This is a genomic window from Streptomyces sp. NPDC053665 (genome assembly GCF_055585285.1).
In genome coordinates this window covers 908890-927515 of the sequence record NZ_JBVJKK010000001.1, presented here as the reverse complement: position 1 = coordinate 927515, position 18626 = coordinate 908890, and the positions used below count along the sequence as shown (strand labels likewise).

Annotated in this window: 13 protein-coding genes; 12 read left to right on the top strand and 1 reads right to left on the bottom strand. The window is 72.7% G+C overall.

The window, feature by feature from the left end:
• Nucleotides 1-16 precede the first annotated feature (16 nt).
• The 12 genes from ACZ6ZN_RS03970 (at nucleotide 17) to ACZ6ZN_RS03915 (ending at nucleotide 17054) form a co-directional block, all read left to right on the top strand.
• Nucleotides 17-1063, top strand: a complete 1047-nt coding sequence (locus tag ACZ6ZN_RS03970; RefSeq protein WP_469642883.1) for a substrate-binding domain-containing protein — start codon at nucleotides 17-19, stop codon at nucleotides 1061-1063.
• A gap of 55 nt (nucleotides 1064-1118) precedes the next feature.
• Nucleotides 1119-2330, top strand: a complete 1212-nt coding sequence (locus tag ACZ6ZN_RS03965; RefSeq protein WP_451879315.1) for a Gfo/Idh/MocA family protein — start codon at nucleotides 1119-1121, stop codon at nucleotides 2328-2330.
• A gap of 13 nt (nucleotides 2331-2343) precedes the next feature.
• Nucleotides 2344-3342, top strand: a complete 999-nt coding sequence (locus ACZ6ZN_RS03960) for a sugar phosphate isomerase/epimerase family protein (RefSeq protein ID WP_469642880.1) — start codon at nucleotides 2344-2346, stop codon at nucleotides 3340-3342.
• A gap of 264 nt (nucleotides 3343-3606) precedes the next feature.
• Nucleotides 3607-7329, top strand: coding sequence for a ThuA domain-containing protein (locus ACZ6ZN_RS03955; protein WP_469642879.1), 3723 nt, complete (start codon nucleotides 3607-3609; stop codon nucleotides 7327-7329).
• Nucleotides 7330-7440: 111 nt separating this feature from the next.
• The gene (locus ACZ6ZN_RS03950) at nucleotides 7441-8742 is read left to right on the top strand and encodes an inositol-3-phosphate synthase (protein WP_469642877.1); all 1302 of its coding nucleotides are present in this window, start codon (nucleotides 7441-7443) and stop codon (nucleotides 8740-8742) included.
• An 827-nt stretch (nucleotides 8743-9569) separates the two neighbouring features.
• Nucleotides 9570-10526 carry an SCO3242 family prenyltransferase gene (locus tag ACZ6ZN_RS03945; protein WP_469643944.1) on the top strand — a complete coding sequence of 319 codons (957 nt, stop codon included), beginning with the start codon at nucleotides 9570-9572 and terminating at the stop codon, nucleotides 10524-10526.
• A complete protein-coding gene (locus tag ACZ6ZN_RS03940) occupies nucleotides 10523-11539 on the top strand; it encodes a sugar phosphate isomerase/epimerase family protein (RefSeq protein ID WP_469642875.1) in 1017 nt (338 codons plus the stop codon). The genes ACZ6ZN_RS03945 and ACZ6ZN_RS03940 overlap by 4 nt, the downstream gene beginning before the upstream one ends.
• Nucleotides 11536-12237, top strand: a complete 702-nt coding sequence (locus tag ACZ6ZN_RS03935) for an EboA domain-containing protein (protein ID WP_469642873.1) — start codon at nucleotides 11536-11538, stop codon at nucleotides 12235-12237. The genes ACZ6ZN_RS03940 and ACZ6ZN_RS03935 overlap by 4 nt, the downstream gene beginning before the upstream one ends.
• The gene (locus tag ACZ6ZN_RS03930) at nucleotides 12237-13151 is read left to right on the top strand and encodes a TatD family hydrolase (protein ID WP_469642872.1); all 915 of its coding nucleotides are present in this window, start codon (nucleotides 12237-12239) and stop codon (nucleotides 13149-13151) included. Before ACZ6ZN_RS03935 ends, ACZ6ZN_RS03930 begins: the two co-directional genes overlap by 1 nt.
• A 3-nt stretch (nucleotides 13152-13154) precedes the next feature.
• Nucleotides 13155-14324 (top strand): metabolite traffic protein EboE, encoded by a 1170-nt coding sequence (eboE, locus tag ACZ6ZN_RS03925; protein WP_469642870.1) that lies wholly within the window; start codon nucleotides 13155-13157, stop codon nucleotides 14322-14324.
• Nucleotides 14321-15739 carry a nucleotide pyrophosphatase/phosphodiesterase family protein gene (locus ACZ6ZN_RS03920; protein ID WP_469642868.1) on the top strand — a complete coding sequence of 473 codons (1419 nt, stop codon included), beginning with the start codon at nucleotides 14321-14323 and terminating at the stop codon, nucleotides 15737-15739. Before eboE ends, ACZ6ZN_RS03920 begins: the two co-directional genes overlap by 4 nt.
• Before the next feature lie 115 nt (nucleotides 15740-15854).
• Nucleotides 15855-17054 (top strand): sugar phosphate isomerase/epimerase family protein, encoded by a 1200-nt coding sequence (locus ACZ6ZN_RS03915; protein WP_469642867.1) that lies wholly within the window; start codon nucleotides 15855-15857, stop codon nucleotides 17052-17054.
• A 79-nt stretch (nucleotides 17055-17133) separates the two neighbouring features.
• On the opposite strand, the gene ACZ6ZN_RS03910 is transcribed toward ACZ6ZN_RS03915, so the two are convergent.
• Nucleotides 17134-18513, bottom strand: coding sequence for an OFA family MFS transporter (locus ACZ6ZN_RS03910; RefSeq protein WP_398109402.1), 1380 nt, complete (start codon nucleotides 18511-18513; stop codon nucleotides 17134-17136).
• Nucleotides 18514-18626: the final 113 nt, after the last annotated feature.

Here is an 18626-nt window from a genome sequence, read left to right as displayed (position 1 = left end):
GAAAGGGTTCACCGCCATGCCAGAGATCACCAGTCGCAGAGGGCTGCTCTTCGGGGCCGCCGCCGTCTCCGCCGGGGCCCTCATCACGGGGTGCACCAGCAACGAGCCGTCCGAGTCCAAGGACGAGCCGGCCGGGAACAACCAGCCGGCCGCCGACGACAAGCCGGGCAAGCAGGTCACCATCGGCTTCGCGGGACCGCAGGCCGACCACGGCTGGCTCAACGCCATCAACGACAACGCCAAGAGCCGCGCCGAGAAGTACTCCGACGTCACCCTGGAGATCACCGAGGGCTCCAACGACACCGCCCAGCAGATCGGCCAGATCGAGACCCTCATCAACAAGAAGGTCGACGTCCTGGTCGTGCTGCCCGCCGACGGCAAGGCCCTCACCCAGGTCGGTCTGAAGGCCATGCGCGCCGGCATCCCCGTCGTCAACCTCGACCGCATCTTCAACACCCCGCAGGCCTACCGCTGCTGGATCGGCGGCGACAACTACGGCATGGGGCTCAACGCCGGCCACTACATCGGCGAGAAGCTCAAGGACAAGAAGGACGCCCGCGTCATCGAGCTGGCCGGCCTGGACAACCTGGAGCTGACCAAGCAGCGCACGCAGGGCTTCGACGACGCCCTGAAGAACTACCCCAACATCAAGAAGGTCGCCCGCCAGGCCGCCGAGTTCACCGTCGAGTCGGGCCAGGTCAAGATGGCCCAGCTGCTCCAGGCGCAGTCGAAGTTCGACGCGCTGTGGAACCACGACGACGACCAGGGCGTGGGCGCGCTGCGGGCCATCGAGCAGGCCGGGCGCGACGACTTCCTGATGGTCGGCGGCGCCGGCGCGCTGTCCGCCTTCCAGGCCATCAAGCAGGACGACGGCGTGCTCAAGGCGACCGTGCTGTACCCGCCGACCATGGCGGCCTCCGCGATCGACCTCGCCCGCGCCCTCGGCCAGGGCAAGGGCATCGGCGGGCTCGCCGAGTTCGAGATCCCGTCGTCGCTCACGCTCTACTCGGCCGTCGTCGACAAGACCAACATCGACCAGTACATGTCCACCGGCTTCAAGTGATTCCGCCCGCACCCCCCACGTGCGCCATCCCCACCAGGACGAGGAGGACACCCGTATGGGACAGCCGCAAGCGCAGCCGGAAGGGACCGAGGCAGGGAAGCCACCCCTGCGCGTGGGGATGGTGGGATACGCCTTCATGGGCGCCGCCCACTCCCAGGGGTGGCGCACCGCGGGCCGGGTCTTCGACCTGCCGATGGATCCCGTGATGGCCGTGATCTGCGGCCGGGACGCCGGCGCGGTGCGGGCGGCGGCCGGCCGGCACGGCTGGTCGTCCACCGAGACCGACTGGCGCGCCCTCGTCGAGCGCGACGACGTCGACCTGGTCGACATCTGCACCCCCGGCGACAGCCATGCCGAGATCGCGCTGGCCGCCCTGGCCGCGGGCAAGCACGTGCTGTGCGAGAAGCCGCTGGCCAACACCGTCGAGGAGGCCACCTCGATGGCCCGGGCGGCCGAGGAGGCGTACGGACGCGGCCAGATCGCCATGGTCGGCTTCAACTACCGCCGGGTGCCGGCCACCGCGCTGGCCCGCCGGATGGTCGCCGACGGCCGCCTGGGCAGGCTGCGGCACGTGCGCGTGACGTACCTCCAGGACTGGCTGGTCGACCCGCAGTTCCCGCTGACCTGGCGGCTGCGCAAGGAGCAGGCCGGGTCCGGCTCGCTCGGCGACCTGGGCGCGCACATCGTCGACCTCGCCCAGTACCTGGTGGGGGAGCCGCTGGCGGGGGTCTCCGCGCTGACGGAGACCTTCGTGCGCGAACGGCCCCTGCCCACCGGCGCCGGCAGCGGACTGTCCGCGGTCACGGGGGCCGGTGCCGGGGAGGTCACGGTGGACGACGCGGCCCTGTTCACGGCCCGCTTCCCCTCCGGCGCCCTCGCCTCCTTCGAGGCCACCCGCTACGCCACGGGCCGCAAGAACGCGCTGCGCATCGAACTCAACGGCGAGCGCGGCTCGCTCGCCTTCGACCTGGAGCGGCTGAACGAACTGTCCTTCCACGACGGGACCGGGCCGGGCGCGGAGGCCGGCTTCCGTCGGATCCTGGTCACCGAACCCGACCACCCCTACCTGGACGCCTGGTGGCCGCCGGGCCACGGCCTCGGCTACGAGCACACCTTCGTCCACCAGGCCCGCGACCTCGTCCACGCCGTCGCCGAGGGCCGCCGCCCCGACCCCTCCTTCACCGACGGGCTCCAGGTGCAGCGGGTGCTCGCCGCGGTCGAGGAGAGCGCAGAGAAGAACTCCGTCTACACGCCGATCGCCCTCTGAGGAGGCCCGCAGGATGCCGCGCACCTTCACCCTGTTCACCGGCCAGTGGGCTGACCTGCCCCTGGAGGAGGTCTGCCGACTGGCCCGTGACTTCGGCTACGACGGCCTGGAACTGGCCTGCTGGGGCGACCACTTCGAGGTCGACAAGGCAGTGAGCGACCCCGGTTACGTCGAGTCCAGACACCAGCTCCTCGACAAGTACGGCCTGAAGTGCTGGGCGATCTCCAACCACCTGGTCGGCCAGGCCGTCTGCGACGCCATCATCGACGAACGCCACCAGGCGATCCTGCCGGAGGCGGTCTGGGGCGACGGCGACCCGGAAGGGGTCCGGCAGCGGGCCGCGGAGCGCATGAAGGACACCGCCCGCGCGGCGGCCGCCTTCGGTGTGCGCACCGTCGTCGGCTTCACCGGCTCCGCCATCTGGCACCTGGTCGCCATGTTCCCGCCCGCGCCCGACGCGATGATCGAACGGGGCTACCAGGACTTCGCCGACCGCTGGAACCCGATCCTGGACGTCTTCGACGCCGAGGGCGTGCGCTTCGCGCACGAGGTCCACCCCAGCGAGATCGCCTACGACTACTGGACGACCCGGCGGGCTCTGGAGGCCGTCGGGAACCGCCCGGCGTTCGGCCTGAACTTCGACCCCTCGCACTTCGTGTGGCAGGACCTCGACCCGGTCGGCTTCCTGTGGGACTTCCGCGACCGGATCTACCACGTCGACTGCAAGGAGGCCCGCAAGCGCCTCGACGGCCGCAACGGCCGGCTCGGCTCGCACCTGCCCTGGGGCGACCCGCGGCGCGGCTGGGACTTCGTCTCCGCCGGGCATGGCGACGTGCCCTGGGAGGACGTCTTCCGGATGCTGCGCTCCATCGACTACCAGGGGCCGGTCTCCGTCGAGTGGGAGGACGCCGGGATGGACCGGCTCCAGGGGGCGCCCGAGGCCCTGACCCGGCTGAAAGCCTTCGACTTCGAGCCGCCCAGCGCGTCCTTCGACGCGGCGTTCAACAGCTGATCGGGGCACCGGCGCAGGCCGGGGACCGGGGGCCGGCAGCATCGCCGGTCCCCCCTCCGACCTGCGCGGACACCGCTTTGTCCAGCGATGGGAAAAAGTTCAACCGATGCTGGCACAAGGGGTGTTCGCGCCGGACGGACCCGGTTACCGTCCTTGAAGTGTTCAGGACACACGCACATGTCCGGGGTGACGGCGCACCCCGGCGCCCGCACCGCACGTCTTCGACCCACCCCGTACGGCCCACCCCGTTCCCGGAGGGACTTCGTGCACAGAAGCAGAATCAGCACCACCCGCACCCCCAGGCGGCCCAGGCTTCGCACCTCTCTCGCCCTCTTCACCGGCCTGCTCCTGGCCGTGGGCACCCCGGCCGGGATGGCCGGAGCCCACCCCGGCCACCCCGAGCACGACGGACCGGCCGCCGCCGAGGGGCAGTTCCAGCAGGTTCCGCTCGCCAAGGGCGAACCCGAGATGGGCGAGCCCATGTCGCTCGCCGTGCTCCCGGACCGCAGCGTCCTGCACACCTCGCGCGACGGCACACTGCGCCTGACCGACCAGGGCGGCGTCACCAAGGTCGCCGGCAAGCTCGACGTTTACAGCCACGACGAGGAGGGCCTCCAAGGCGTCGGCATCGACCCGGACTTCGAGAAGAACCGGGCCATCTACCTCTACTACGCCCCACCGCTCGACACCCCCGCGGGCGACGCTCCGGAGACCGGCACCGCCGCGGACTTCGAGAAGTTCGACGGCGTCAACCGCCTCTCCCGCTTCACGCTGAACGCCAACGGCACGCTGAACGTGGCCAGCGAGAAGAAGGTCCTGGACGTCGCGGCCTCCCGGGGCACCTGCTGCCACGTCGGCGGCGACATCGACTTCGACGCGGACGGCAACCTCTACCTGTCGACCGGCGACGACACCAACCCCTTCGCCTCCGACGGCTACACCCCCATCGACGACCGGCCGAACCGCAACCCGGCCTTCGACGCCCGCCGCAGCTCCGGCAACACCAACGACCTGCGCGGCAAGATCCTGCGCATCAAGGTCGCCGAGGACGGCTCGTACACCGTCCCGGAGGGCAACCTCTTCGCCCCCGGCACCGAGAAGACCCGCCCCGAGATCTACGCGATGGGCTTCCGCAACCCGTTCCGGATGAGCGTCGACGACAAGACCGGCACCGTCTACGTCGGCGACTACGGCCCCGACGCGGGCGCCGCCGACCCCAAGCGCGGCCCGGCCGGACAGGTCGAGTTCGCCAAGGTCACCAAGGCCGCCAACTTCGGCTGGCCCTTCTGCACCGGCGACAACGACCCGTACGTCGACTACGACTTCGCCACCAAGGAGTCCGGCGAGGCCTTCGACTGCGCCGCCCCGAAGAACACCTCGCCGCACAACACGGGCCTGGTCGACCTGCCGCCCGCGCAGGCCGCCTGGATCCCCTACGACGGCGGTTCCGTACCCGAGTTCGGCAGCGGCTCCGAGTCCCCGATGGCCGGACCGGTCTACCGCTACGACCCCGACCTCGACTCCGGCGTGAAGTTCCCCGAGGCCTACGACGGCGACTTCTTCGCCGGTGAGTTCGGCCGCCGCTGGATCAAGCGGATCGAGCAGAACGACGACGGCACGGTCGCGAAGATCAACGACTTCCCGTGGACCGGCACCCAGATCATGGACATGGAGTTCGGCCCCGACGGCGCGCTCTACGTCCTCGACTACGGCGTCTCCTGGTTCCAGGGCGACGAGAACTCCGCGCTGTACCGCATCGAGAACGCCGAGGACGGCTTCTCCCCGATCGCCGAGGTGAGCGCCGACAAGACCTCCGGCGCGGCCGGTCTCAAGGTCAGGTTCACCGCCTCCGCCAAGGACGCCGACTCCCCGCAGCTCACCTACAGCTGGGACTTCGGCGACGGCACCAAGGGCGAGGGCCTCACCCCCACCCACACGTACAGGAAGGTCGGCACCTACAGCGCCACCTTCACCGCCAAGGACCCCGAGGGCAACACCGGCAACGCCAGTGTGCGGATCGTCGTCGGCAACACCGAGCCCAAGGTGCGCATCGATGTCCCCGGCAACGGCTCCCTGGCCGCCTTCGGTGAGCCCGTGCCCTTCAAGGTGACCGTCACCGACCCCGAGGAGACCGTCGACTGCTCCAAGGTCAAGGTCGCCTACAGCCTCGGCCACGACTCCCACGCCCACGAGCTGACCAGCGAGACGGGCTGCGAGGGAACCCTGAAGCCGCCCCCCGGTGACGGAGGCCACGACCCCAACGCCAACATCTACGGCGTCGTCGGCGCCAGCTACACGGACTCCGGCGCCAACGGCCAGGAGGCGCTCACCGGCACCGCCCGCACCGTGCTCCAGCCGCTGCACCGCCAGGCCGAGCACTTCACCAAGCAGTCCGGCGTGTCCGTCATCGACAAGACCGGCGCCAACGGCGGCAAGACCGTCGGCGACGTCCACGACGGCGACTGGATCTCCTTCAGCCCCTACCGCTTCGACGGGCAGAAGAAGGTGACCGTACGAGCCTCCTCCGGTGGCGCGGGCGGCTTCGTCGAACTGCGCACCGGCTCGCCCGAGGGCCCGCTGCACGGCTCGGCCTACATCCCGCCGACCGGCGGCTGGGAGACCTTCCAGAACGTCGACGTGCCCCTGAGGGCACTGCCCAAGAAGACCACCGACGTCTACCTGGTCTTCAGGGGCGGCGAGGGCGCGCTGTTCGACGTGGACGACTTCGAGTTCTCCAAGCAGCCGTTCAAGGGCGGCAAGAAGGTCCTGGTCTTCTCGAAGACCGCGGGCTTCCGCCACGACTCCATCCCGGCGGGCATCACCGCGCTGAAGGAGCTCGGCGCCCCGGCCGGCATCACGGTCGACGCCACCGAGGAGGCCAGGCAGTTCACCACCACCAACCTCGCCAAGTACGACGCGGTCGCCTTCCTGTCGACCACCGGCGACGTGCTCGACGCCGCGCAGCAGAAGGCGTTCGAGGACTACGTGGCGGGCGGCGGCGGGTACATGGGCATCCACGCGGCGGCCGACACCGAGTACGACTGGGAGTTCTACGGCGGCCTCGTCGGCGCCTACTTCGACTCGCACCCGGCCATCCAGAAGGCCACCGTCCGTGTCGAGGACCACGACCACCCGGCCACCACGCACCTCGGCGACGCCTGGGAGCGCACCGACGAGTGGTACAACTACCGCACCAACCCGCGTGAGCAGGCCAAGGTCCTCGCCACCCTGGACGAGACCACCTACCAGGGCGGGAACATGAAGGGCGACCACCCGATCGCCTGGTGCCAGAGCTACGGCGGCGGCCGCTCCTTCTACACCGGCGGCGGCCACACCAAGGAGTCCTACACCGACGAGGCGTTCCGCGCCCACCTGCTCGGCGGCCTGCAGTACGCCACCGGCCAGGTCAAGGCGGACTGCAAGCCGAGCAAGGACTACCGGAAGATCTTCAACGGCCAGACCCTGGACGGCTGGAAGCAGGCCGGTCCCGGCAAGTTCGTCGTCAAGGACGGCGTGATGGAGTCCGAGGGCGGCATGGGCCTGCTCTGGTACCAGGCCAAGGAGCTGAAGTCGTACTCGCTCAAGCTCGACTGGAAGATGCGGGGCGACGACAACTCCGGGATCTTCGTGGGCTTCCCGGCCTCCGACGACCCCTGGTCCGCGGTGGACAAGGGCTACGAGATCCAGATCGACGCCACGGACGCGCCCGACCGCACCACGGGCGCCGTCTACTCCTTCAAGTCGGCCGACATCAAGGCCCGTGACCAGGTATTGCGGCCGCCCGGCCAGTGGAACTCCTACGAGATCAAGGTCCGCGGCGAACGCCTCCAGGTGTTCCTCAACGGAGTCAAGATCAACGACTTCACCAACAAGGACCCCGGGCGGAGCCTGACCGACGGCTACATCGGCCTGCAGAACCACGGCGCCGGCGACAAGGTCGCCTTCCGCAACATCCAGTTGAAGGAACTGCCCGTCAAGGGCGACTGAAACGGCGGCGGGCGGGGGACGCCGGACCCCCGCCCGCCGTCTCCCTCCCCACCGTCTCCCTCCCCACCGTCTCCCTCCCCACCGGGTTCGCGCACGACCAGGAGGCTGCCCATGTCCGCGTCCCTCTCCCGACCGCGTGTGGGGGTGTGGCTGATCGGAGCCCGCGGCTCCGTCGCCACCACCGTCGTCACGGGGTGTGCCGCCGTCACGGCGGGACTGCACCCGCCCACCGGCATGGTCACCGAGACACCCGCCTTCGCCGACAGCGGCCTGCCCGCTCTGTCCGACCTCGTCTTCGGCGGCCACGACACCCTCGACTGCCCCCTGCCCAAGCGGGCCGAGTCCCTCACCGCGGGAGGCGTGCTGCCGCCGGGTACCGCCACCGCCGTGGCCGCGGAACTCGCCGCCGCCGACCGGGAGATCAGGCCCGGCGGCCCCACACCCGGCGACACCCGGAGCGAGGCCGAACTGATCGCGGCCTTCGCGGACGACATCCGCGACTTCGCCCGCCGCCACGGGCTGGAGCGGACCGTGGTGGTCAACGTCGCCTCCACCGAACCCGCCTCCGCAGGCCCCGGCACCCCGCTCCCCGCCAGCACCCTCTACGCCCTGGCGGCCCTGCGCGCCGGCTGCCCCTACGTCAACTTCACGCCGTCCGAGGGCATGCACCACCCCGTCGCCGCCCGCGAGGCCGGACGCAGCGGCCTGCCCCACGCGGGCCGGGACGGCAAGACCGGCCAGACCCTGCTGCGGGCCGTCCTCGGGCCGATGTTCGCGCAGCGCGCGCTGGCGGTCCGGGCCTGGTCCGGCACGAACCTGCTGGGCGGCGGCGACGGCGCGGCCCTCGCCGACCCGGCGGCCGCCGCGGCGAAGAACGCCGGCAAGGAACGCGTCCTCGCCGACACCCTGGGGACGGTCCCCGAGGGGGAGGTCCACATCGACGACGTCCCCGCCCTCGGCGACTGGAAGACCGCCTGGGACCACATCGCCTTCGACGGCTTCCTCGGCACCCGCATGGTCCTCCAGACCATCTGGCAGGGCTGCGACTCGGCGCTCGCGGCACCCCTGGTGCTCGACCTCGCCCGGCTCACCGCCCGGGCCCACGAGAAGGGCCTGGCGGGCCCCCTGGGCCCCCTGGGCTTCTACTTCAAGGACCCGGTGGGCGAGGGCCCCTCCGGGCTGTCCGAACAGTACGAGCAACTGACGCGCTTCGCACGGAGCCTGGGGCGGTCGGAGGGGGAGCGCGGTGACACGCCGGTGCCCGGACGAGTTGAGGACGAGCGCTCGGACGCGAGGGGGGCGGCGCGGGGCGGCGGGGAGAGCGGTGGTGCCTCGGGTGGCACGTCTGCGGGCGAGCAGAGACGTGCCGCTCGGGCGGTGAAGGGCGCCGAGGGAACGGGGGAGCCCCGGTGACCCTGCGCCGGCTCCCGCCCCCCGACCCGTCCGAGAGCGACCGGCCTGCGGCTGCGGCCGCCGGCTCGTCGCGCGCCGCTCGACCCGCGACCGCCGCGCCCGGCGAGTCCGCCGGTGCCGGGCCCGACACCGTCGGTGCCGACACGCCCGAAGCCGGTCGACCCGCCGTCGCGGCCCCCGACCCGTCGCACGAGGACTGGGTGGCGGCTGCTGCGTCCGGTCGGCTCGACGACGGCGGGCCTGCGGCCGCCGCTCCCGACTCGTCCCCGGGTGGCGGCGCTGCGGCTGCTGCTCTCGGCTCGTCCGGTGGGGACGGGCTTGCAGCCGTCGCCGTCGACGCGTCACACGGCGGCCGGTCCGCGGCGGTCGCTTGCGACCCGTCCACCGGCGGCGGGCCTGCGGCTGCTGCTCCCGACGCGTCCCGTGGCTGCCGACCTGCGGATGCAGCTCCGGGTTCGCCCGGTGGGCGCGGGTCCACAGCCGCCGTCTGCGATCCGTCCGGCGGCGGTCGGTCCACAGCCGCCGCTTCCGACCCGTCCCACGGTGGTCGGTCCACAGCCGTCGCTTCCGACCCGTCCCACGGTGGCCGGTCCGCGATCGCCGCGCCCGGCTCGTCCGGCGGTGCCGGCCCCGACACCGCCGGTGCCGACACGCCCGATGGCGGTCGACTCGCCGTCGCGGTTCCCGACCCGTCCGGACACGAGGACTGGGCGGCTGCTGCGTCCGGTCGGGGCGGGCCCGAGGTCGCCGAAGCCCCCGCCCCCGGCGCGGCCCCCCGCGCCGGCGTCCGTGCACGGCGTGCTGACCGGCGGCGTGCCTGGGCGGAACTGCTGCGGCTGCCCGCCCTGTTCAGCGTCCCCGGTGACGCCCTGGCCGGTGCCGCCGCGGCCGGGGCCGCGCCCAACGCGCGCACGCTGCTCGCCGTCGGCTCCTCGCTCTGTCTCTACGAGGCCGGCATGGCCCTCAACGACTGGGCGGACCGCGAGGTCGACGCCGTCGAACGCCCCCACCGCCCCCTGCCCTCCGGACGGGTCCGCCCCGGAGCCGCCCTCGCGGCGGCCGGTGCACTCACCGGCGCGGGGCTGGCCCTGGCCGCGGTCGCCGGCCCCGCCCTGGCCGTCGCCGCCCCCCTGGCGGCGACCGTCTGGGCGTACGACCTCGGCCTGAAGCACACCCCCGCCGGGCCCGTGGCCATGGGCGCGGCCCGGGGACTGGACCTGCTCATGGGAGCCGCGGCCACCACCGGCCGCACCCGCCCGGCCGTGCCCTCGGCGGCCCTGCTGGGCACCCACACCGTGGCCGTGACGACCGTCTCCCGCCAGGAGGCACAAGGCGGCTCACCCCTGGCCCCCTTGGCGGCCCTCGCGGCGACCGCGCTGCTGACCCGGCGGACGGCCCGCCGGCCCGGCCCGCCGGCACACGACCCCGCGAAGTCCGCGGGCCATGGACCGCGCCCCGGGCCGACCGGAGGCCGAGGGCTCCGGGGACAGGCCGCGTCGCTCGCCACCCTCCTCGCCGGACGGCCAGGGCGCCCGGACCCCGCCGCCCTGCTGACCACCGCCCTCGCGGCCGCCTACGCCGCCGGGACCGCCCGTCCCTACCTCCACGCCGCGCTGAACCCCTCGCCCCCGCTCACCCAGCGCGCCGTGGGCGCCGGCATCCGGGCCACCATCCCCCTCCAGGCCGCCCTGGCCGCCCGCGCCAAGGGCCCGGCCAGCGCGGTCCTCGTCGCCGCCCTCGCCCCGCTCGGCGCCCGTTTCGCGAAGAAGGTGAGCGTCACATGAGCTCCGAGGTCCCCGGGCCCGACAGCGGCCGGAACCGTACGACGGGTGCCCCCGCAGCACACCCCGACGACCCGCCCTCCTCCCTCCGCTTCGGCTACGGCACCAACGGGCTCGCCGACCTCCGGCTCGCCGACGCGCTGTCCCTGCTCGCCGACCTCGGGTACGACGGGGTCGGGCTGACCCTCGACCACATGCACCTGGACCCGCTCGCGCCCGACCTGGCCGCCCGCACCCACCGGGTCGCGAAGCGGCTGGACGCGCTCGGCCTGGACGTCACCGTGGAGACCGGGGCCCGCTACGTGCTCGACCCGCGGCGCAAGCACGGCCCGTCCCTGCTCGACCCGGACGCCGGCGACCGCGCCCGCCGCGTCGACCTGCTCGTCCGGGCCGTCCGGGTCGCGGCCGACCTGGGGGCCCTCGCCGTCCACTGCTTCAGCGGCGTCGTGCCCGACGGCACCGACACGGACACCGCGTGGAAGCGTCTCACCGAGACCCTCACCCCGGTCCTGGAAGCCGCCTCCGCCGCCGGCATCCCGCTCGCGGTCGAACCGGAGCCCGGCCACCTGCTCGCCACCCTCGCCGACTTCCACCGCCTGCGCACGGCCCTCGGCGACCCCGAACCCCTCGGACTCACCCTCGACATCGGCCACTGCCAGTGCCTGGAGCCCCGGTCGCCCGCCGAGTGCATACGCGAGGCCGCCCCCTGGCTGCGGCACGTGCAGATCGAGGACATGCGCCGAGGGGTGCACGAACACCTCCCGTTCGGGGACGGGGAGATCGACTTCCCGCCGGTCCTGGCGGCCCTCGCCGCTACCGGCTACCAGGGCCTGACCGTCGTCGAACTGCCCCGGCACTCCCACGAGGGGCCCCGGCAGGCCGAGCGGTCCCTCCCGTTCCTCCGCCATGCCGAGCAGGCCGCGGCCCACCCACCGCACCGGCCCGCCCCGGCCTCCCCGCAGTCCGCGCCACCCCACGGCGCTCCCTCCGCATCCCCTGAAGGGAGCAGCAGATGACAGGCACCCGCGCCACCCACGCGGCGAGAACCGCCCGCACCGGCGCCACCGTCTCCCCCTCGCTCGACGACCTCCGCCGGCGACTCACCGCCCACCTCGAACCGGCCGCCCGCGCCTGGCTCGACCACGCCCTCGACGAAGCCGCCGCCCACCCCGGCCTGCACGGGCCCATCTCCGTGTGGGAGCTGCGCCTCGCCGAGGCCGGGCGCCGCTGCGGGACCGCCCACGCCGACGCCGCCCGCGTCCTCATCCTGGACGCCGCCCGCGCGGACACCGAGGCCCTGACCCGGGTGTACTTCCAGGGCACCGCCGACGAACGCCGGGCCGTCCTGCACGCCCTGCCCCACCTCGTGCCCGGCCCCGGCGCCCTCCCGCTCGTCGAGGACGCCCTGCGCACCAACGACACCCGGCTGCTCGCCGCCGCCGTCGGCCCGTACGCCGCCCGGCACCTCGACCCGCACGCCTGGCGCCACGCCGTACTGAAGTGCCTGTTCACCGGCGTCCCCGTCGAACAGGTGGCGGACCTGCCGGAACGCGCCCGGAGCGACGGCGAACTCGCCCGCATGCTGGCCGACTACGCCGCCGAGCGCACCGCCGCCGGCCGCGCCGTCCCCGAGGACCTGCACCGCGTCCTGGACCTGACCGAGTCCGTGCCCGGCACCCCCGGCGCGGACCACCCCCACGGCAAGGAGTCCTGATGCGCATCTTCGACCCCCACATCCACATGACGTCCCGCACCACCGACGACTACGAGGCCATGTACACCGCCGGTGTGCGCGCCGTCGTCGAACCCTCCTTCTGGCTCGGCCAGCCCCGGACCTCCCCGGCCTCCTTCCGCGACTACTTCGACGCCCTGCTCGGCTGGGAACCCTTCCGCGCCGCCCAGTACGGCATCGCCCACCACTGCACGATCGCCCTCAACCCCAAGGAGGCCAACGACCCGCGCTGCACGCCCGTCCTGGACGAACTGCCCCGCTACCTCGTCAAGGACAACGTCGTCGCCGTCGGCGAGGTCGGCTACGACTCCATGACCCCCGCCGAGGACACCGCCCTCGCCGCACAGCTCCAACTGGCCGCCGACCACGGCCTGCCCGCCCTGGTGCACACCCCGCACCGCGACAAGCTCGCCGGGCTGCGCCGCACCCTCGACGTCGTCCGGGAGTCCGCCCTGCCCGCCGGCCACGTCCTGGTCGACCACCTCAACGAGACCACCGTCAAGGAGGCCAAGGACAGCGGCTGCTGGCTCGGCTTCTCCGTGTACCCGGACACCAAGATGGACGAGGAGCGCATGGTCGCCGTCCTGCGCGCCTACGGCCCCGAGCAGGTCCTGGTCAACTCGGCCGCCGACTGGGGCAGGAGCGACCCGCTGAAGACCCGCAAGGTCGGCGACCTGATGCTGGCCGAGGGCTTCGACGAGGACACCGTCGACCAGGTGCTGTGGCGCAACCCCGTCGCCTTCTACGGGCTCAGCGGCCGGCTGCGCCTCGACGTCGCCGGCACCGGGACCACCCACGAGGGCAACTCCATCCTGCGCGGCGTCCCCAAGGACCCGCAGGACCCCGCCCCGGCCGCCCCGGCCGCACCGGTCCGCGTCCCCGCCGCGGAGGCGTGAGCCATGCGCTTCCGCCACCCCGACGGCTCGACCGTCCACCTCGCCTACTGCACCAACGTCCACCCCGCGGAGACCCTCGACGGTGTCCTCGCCCAGCTGCGCGACCACTGCGAACCCGTCCGCCGGCGCCTCGGCCGCGACCGGCTCGGCATCGGGCTGTGGCTCGCCAGGGACGCCGCCCACGCCCTCGTCACCGACCCCTCCGCCCTGCGCGCCCTGCGCACCGAACTCGACCGGCGCGGCCTGGAGGTCGTCACCCTCAACGGGTTCCCCTACGAGGGCTTCGGCGCCGAGGAGGTCAAGTACCGCGTCTACAAGCCGGACTGGGCCGATCCCGAGCGCCTGGAGCACACCACCGCCCTGGCCCGCGTCCTGGCCGGGCTGCTGCCCGACGACGTCACCGACGGCAGCATCTCCACCCTGCCCCTCGCCTGGCGCACCGCCCAGGACGAGGAGCGGGCGGAGCGGGCCCGCACCGCCCTGCGCACCCTCGCCGAACGCCTCGACGCCATCGAGGAGCTGACCGGCCGCTCCCTGCGCATCGGTCTGGAACCGGAGCCCGGCTGCGTCGTCGAGACCACCCGCGACGCCATCGCCCCGCTCACCGCGATCGGCCACCACCGCATCGGCGTCTGCGTCGACACCTGCCACCTCGCCACCTCCTTCGAGGACCCGCACACCGCCCTGGACGCCCTCACCACCGCCGGCGTCCCCGTCGTGAAATCCCAGCTCTCCGCCGCCCTGCACGCCGAACACCCCCATCTGCCCGAGGTCCGTGAAGCCCTCGCCGCCTTCGCCGAACCCCGCTTCCTGCACCAGACCCGCACGGCCACCGCCGCCGGGTTGCGCGCCACCGACGACCTCGACGAGGCCCTCGCGGGCCACGCCCTGCCCGACGCCGCCCCGTGGCGCGCCCACTTCCACGTCCCGCTGCACGCGGCCCCCGCCGCCCCGCTCACCTCCACCCTCCCGGTCCTGAAGGCCGCCCTGACCCGGCTCGTCGGCGGCCCGGCCCCCCTCACCCGCCACCTGGAGGTCGAGACCTACACCTGGCAGGCCCTCCCGCCCGAACTGCGCCCCAGGGGGCGGGCCCAGCTGGCCGAGGGCATCGCCGCCGAGCTGACCCTCGCCCGCGACCTGCTGACGGACCTCGGCCTGAAGGAGCTGCCATGAGCATCCACGAGCCCCCGGACCCGGCCGGCGCGGAGCCCGGCCGTCCCGTCCCGCTCCTCGTCCTGGACGTCGTCGGTCTCACCCCCCGCCTCCTCGACCACATGCCCCACCTCAAGGCCCTCGGACAGTCCGGCTCCCGCGCCGCCCTGGGCACCGTCCTGCCCGCCGTCACCTGCGCCGCCCAGTCCACCTTCCTCACCGGCACCATGCCCTCGGAACACGGCATCGTCGGCAACGGCTGGTACTTCCGCGAACTCGGCGACGTCCTGCTGTGGCGCCAGCACAACGGCCTCGTCGCCGGGGACAAACTCTGGGACGCCGCCCGCCGCGCCCACCCCGGCTACACCGTGGCCAACATCTGCTGGTGGTACGCCATGGGCGCCGACACCGACATCACCGTCACCCCCCGCCCGGTGTACTACGCCGATGGCCGCAAGGAACCCGACTGCTACACCCGGCCCCCCGCGCTCCACGACGAACTCACCGAGAAACTGGGCACCTTCCCCCTGTTCCACTTCTGGGGCCCCGGTGCCGACCTCGTCTCCAGCCGGTGGATCATCGACGCCACCCGCCACATCATGCGCACCCGGCACCCCGACCTGACGCTCTGCTACCTCCCTCACCTCGACTACGACCTGCAGCGCTTCGGCCCCGACGACCCGCGCTCCCTGAAGGCGGCGACCGACCTGGACACCGCGCTCGCCCCGCTCCTGGACGACGCCCGCGCCGAGGGCCGCACCGTCGTGGCCCTGTCCGAGTACGGCATCACCCGCGTGCACCGGCCCGTCGACATCAACCGCGCCCTGCGCCGCGCCGGACTGCTCGAGGTGCACACCCAGGACGGCATGGAGTACCTCGACCCGATGGCCTCCCGCGCCTTCGCCGTGGCCGACCACCAGATCGCCCACGTCTACGTGCGCCGCCCCGAGGACCTCGACGCCACCCGGGCGGCCCTCGACGGCCTGCCCGGCATCGAGCAACTCCTCGACGACGAGGGCAAGAAGGCGCACCACCTGGACCATCCGCGCGCCGGCGAACTCGTCGCCGTGGCGGAACCCGACGCCTGGTTCACGTACTACTACTGGCTCGACGACGACCGGGCACCGGACTTCGCCCAGCTCGTCGAGATCCACCGCAAGCCCGGCTACGACCCGGTCGAGCTCTTCATGGACCCCCTGGACCCCTACGTGAAGGTCAAGGCGGCCACCGCGCTGGCGCGCAAGAAACTCGGCATGCGCTACCGCATGGCGGTGGTCCCGCTGGACCCCTCGCCTGTTCGCGGCAGCCACGGCCGCCTTCCGCTCGGCGACGACGACGGTCCGCTGCTCATCTGCTCCACCCCCCGCGCCGTCGGCGACCGACTCGCGGCCACCGACGTGAAACAACTCCTGCTCCGGCTGGCCGGACTCGGCTGACAGTGCACCCCGCGCAGCCGCCGACCTCCGACTACCGAGAGTGAAACACACGGCACTGACAACGGCCGGTCCCGGCGGCACCGGAACCGGCCACGACCGAGAAGGCAGGCCACCCGTGACCCCGTACCCCGACCCTTCCCGCACCGACGCCGCCACCGCCGCAGCCCCGGACGAGGACCTGCGCCGCAGCCTCGGCGTGAACCGGCGCCGCTTCCTCACCACGTGCACCGCCGTGGCGGCCGGAGCCGTCGCGGCCCCCGTCTTCGGCGCGGCCCCCGCCCTGGCGCAGGACCGCGGCAGAGACCACGACCACGGACACGGACACGGGCGCGGCCACGTCCTCGTCCCGCCGCACAAGCGCGGCATCATCCTCTACACGGTCCGTGACGCCACCGCCCGCGACCCCCTCGCGAGCGACCTGCCCTCCGGCTTCCGCGAGGTGTTCAGGCAACTGGCCCGCCACGGCTACCGGCAGGTCGAGTTCGCGGGCTACCGCCAGCACGCGAACGCGCCCGGCGGCGACAACCTGGAGACCGTCGAGGGCGCCAGGCTGCTGCGCTCCTGGCTGGACGACTATGGTCTGCGCGCCCAGGGCAACCACGGTTTCATCCCGTCCTCCTGGCCGCTCACCACGGCGGACAAGGACACCTTCAAGAAGCACCTGGAGATCGCCAACATCCTCGGCATGGACCACATGGGCACCGGCGGCGACCCCACCGGAAGCTCCTACCGTGCCGACTGGGACGTGGCCGCCGACAAGTGGAACGCGCTCGGCGAGATCGCCCGCCGCGAGGGCATCAAGCTCTACACCCACAACCACGACAGCGCCTACGGCTTCCTGCTCGACGGCGGCCCGCTGGACGACCAGGGCCGGCCGACCCGCAGCTCGGGCATCCGCAAGCTGGAGTACTTCCTGAAGGTCACCGACCCACGGCTGGTCTGGCTGGAGATGGACATCTTCTGGGCGCATGTCGCCCAGTACAAGTTCCACACCTACACCGCGCACGACGGCACCACCCGCAGGAGCGTGTTCGACCCGGCCGCCCTGGTCACCCGCCACAACAAGCGCTACCCGCTGTTCCACGCCAAGGACGGCGTCGTCAGCACGACCAACGGCATGGGCTGGGACATGGTGCCCTTCGGCACCGGGGACATCGACTACACGACCTTCTTCTCGCGGGTCGGGCGGAGCGACTACCGCAACCCGATGGTGGAGGACGACAACTCGCCGAGCGCCACCGACCCCGCGCAGTCGCTGCGCGAGGCCAAGATCAGCTACGACAACATGGCGGCCCTGCGCAAGCGGCGCCGCTGACCGCGGACACGGACCGGGCGGCCCCTCCCGCGCCCTGCGGGAGGGGCCGCCCGGTCCGTGCCGACCCGGCCTCGCCGGGTCACTCCTCCCCGAGCGGACGCGGATTGGGCGTCACGCGCCGGTCCTTGGACCGTCCCGGCGGGTGCAGGAACAGCGCCACGCAGCCGGCGAACAGCGAGATGCAGCCGGCCAGGGTGAAGGCACCGTTGTAGCCCCAGGCGCCGACGACCACGGCTCCCATGCCCGCGCCCAGTCCGGAGACGAGCTTGGAGCTGTAGACCATGCCGTAGTTGGTGGCGTTGTTGTTCTCGCCGAAGTAGTCCGCCGTCATCGCCGCGAACATCGGGAAGATGGCCCCGCCGCCGAAGCCGGAGACGGCGGAGAAGAACAGGAACAGCGGCAGGTTCCCGATCTCGGCCGACCAGATGATGCCGAACTGGGCGAGACCCAGGATCGCGCACACGTAGAGCAGGCACTGCTTGCGGCCGTACAGGTCGGACAGCCAGCCGATGACGCCGCGGCCGGTGCCGTTGACGATCGCCTTCAGCGACATCGCGGTGGCCACGACGCCCGCCGCGAAGCCCGCCTCCTCACCGATGTCGACCTGGAAGGCGATGCCGAAGATGTTCACGCCGGAGGTGCAGGCGAGACAGAACCACATCAGCGCCACCCGGCCGGTCCGCCAGGCCTCCAGCGGGCTGTACTGCTTGGTGGCCGGGGGGTTCTTCTCCAGCGAGCGCCGGGCGCGCGGATCGTCCGGCGGGTTCAGCGGGTCGACGGAGGCCGGCCACCAGTTCTTCGGCGGGTCCCGGAAGTAGAAGCCGGCGACAGCCACGATCGCGGCCAGGAACACACCCGCCGAGACCAGCACCCAGCGGAAGTTGGAGCCGTCCATGTAGCCGTGGAAGATGAAGACGAACGGCACCGAGCCGTAGGCGAAGCCGCCGTTGACGAAGCCGGTCTTGCCGCCCCTGCGCTCCGGGTACCACTTGCCGACCATGTTGACGCACGTCGCGTACACCATGCCCGCGCCCATGCCGCTGAAGACGCCGAACCCGATGAAGGCGAGCGCGACGTGCGGCGCGAACGCGAGCGACAGATAACCCAGCAGCGTGCCGGCCGAACCCAGCATCATCGCCCAGCGCGCGGGCAGCTTGCCGTTCTCGCGCAGCCGTCCGGCGGGGAAGGCGACCGCGGCCTGGCAGAAGATCCAGGTGGTCATCATCCAGTAGATGCTGCCGCTGGACCAGTGGTGTGCCTCGTGGAGCGTGTCCTCGGCGGACGCGAACGCGTACTCGGCGGAGGAGATGCCCATCATGCCGATCCAGGGCAGGATCACCATCCACTTGCGCTTGCGCCCCATGATGTCGATGTCGGTCTCACCGAGCCGGTAGACGCGGCCGTTCGCGTCGGTGACCTCCCGGTGGGGAACCGTGGTGGGCAGATCGGTCGTTGTCATGTCGTGTCGCACCCCTTGCGTCGAAAGATCTGGCCAGCGCCCCCTGTCCCATGCCTTTCGTGCGCGTGCGGGTCCCGGGGCCGGCCGACGCGCACCGTCGGCCGGCCCCCCGC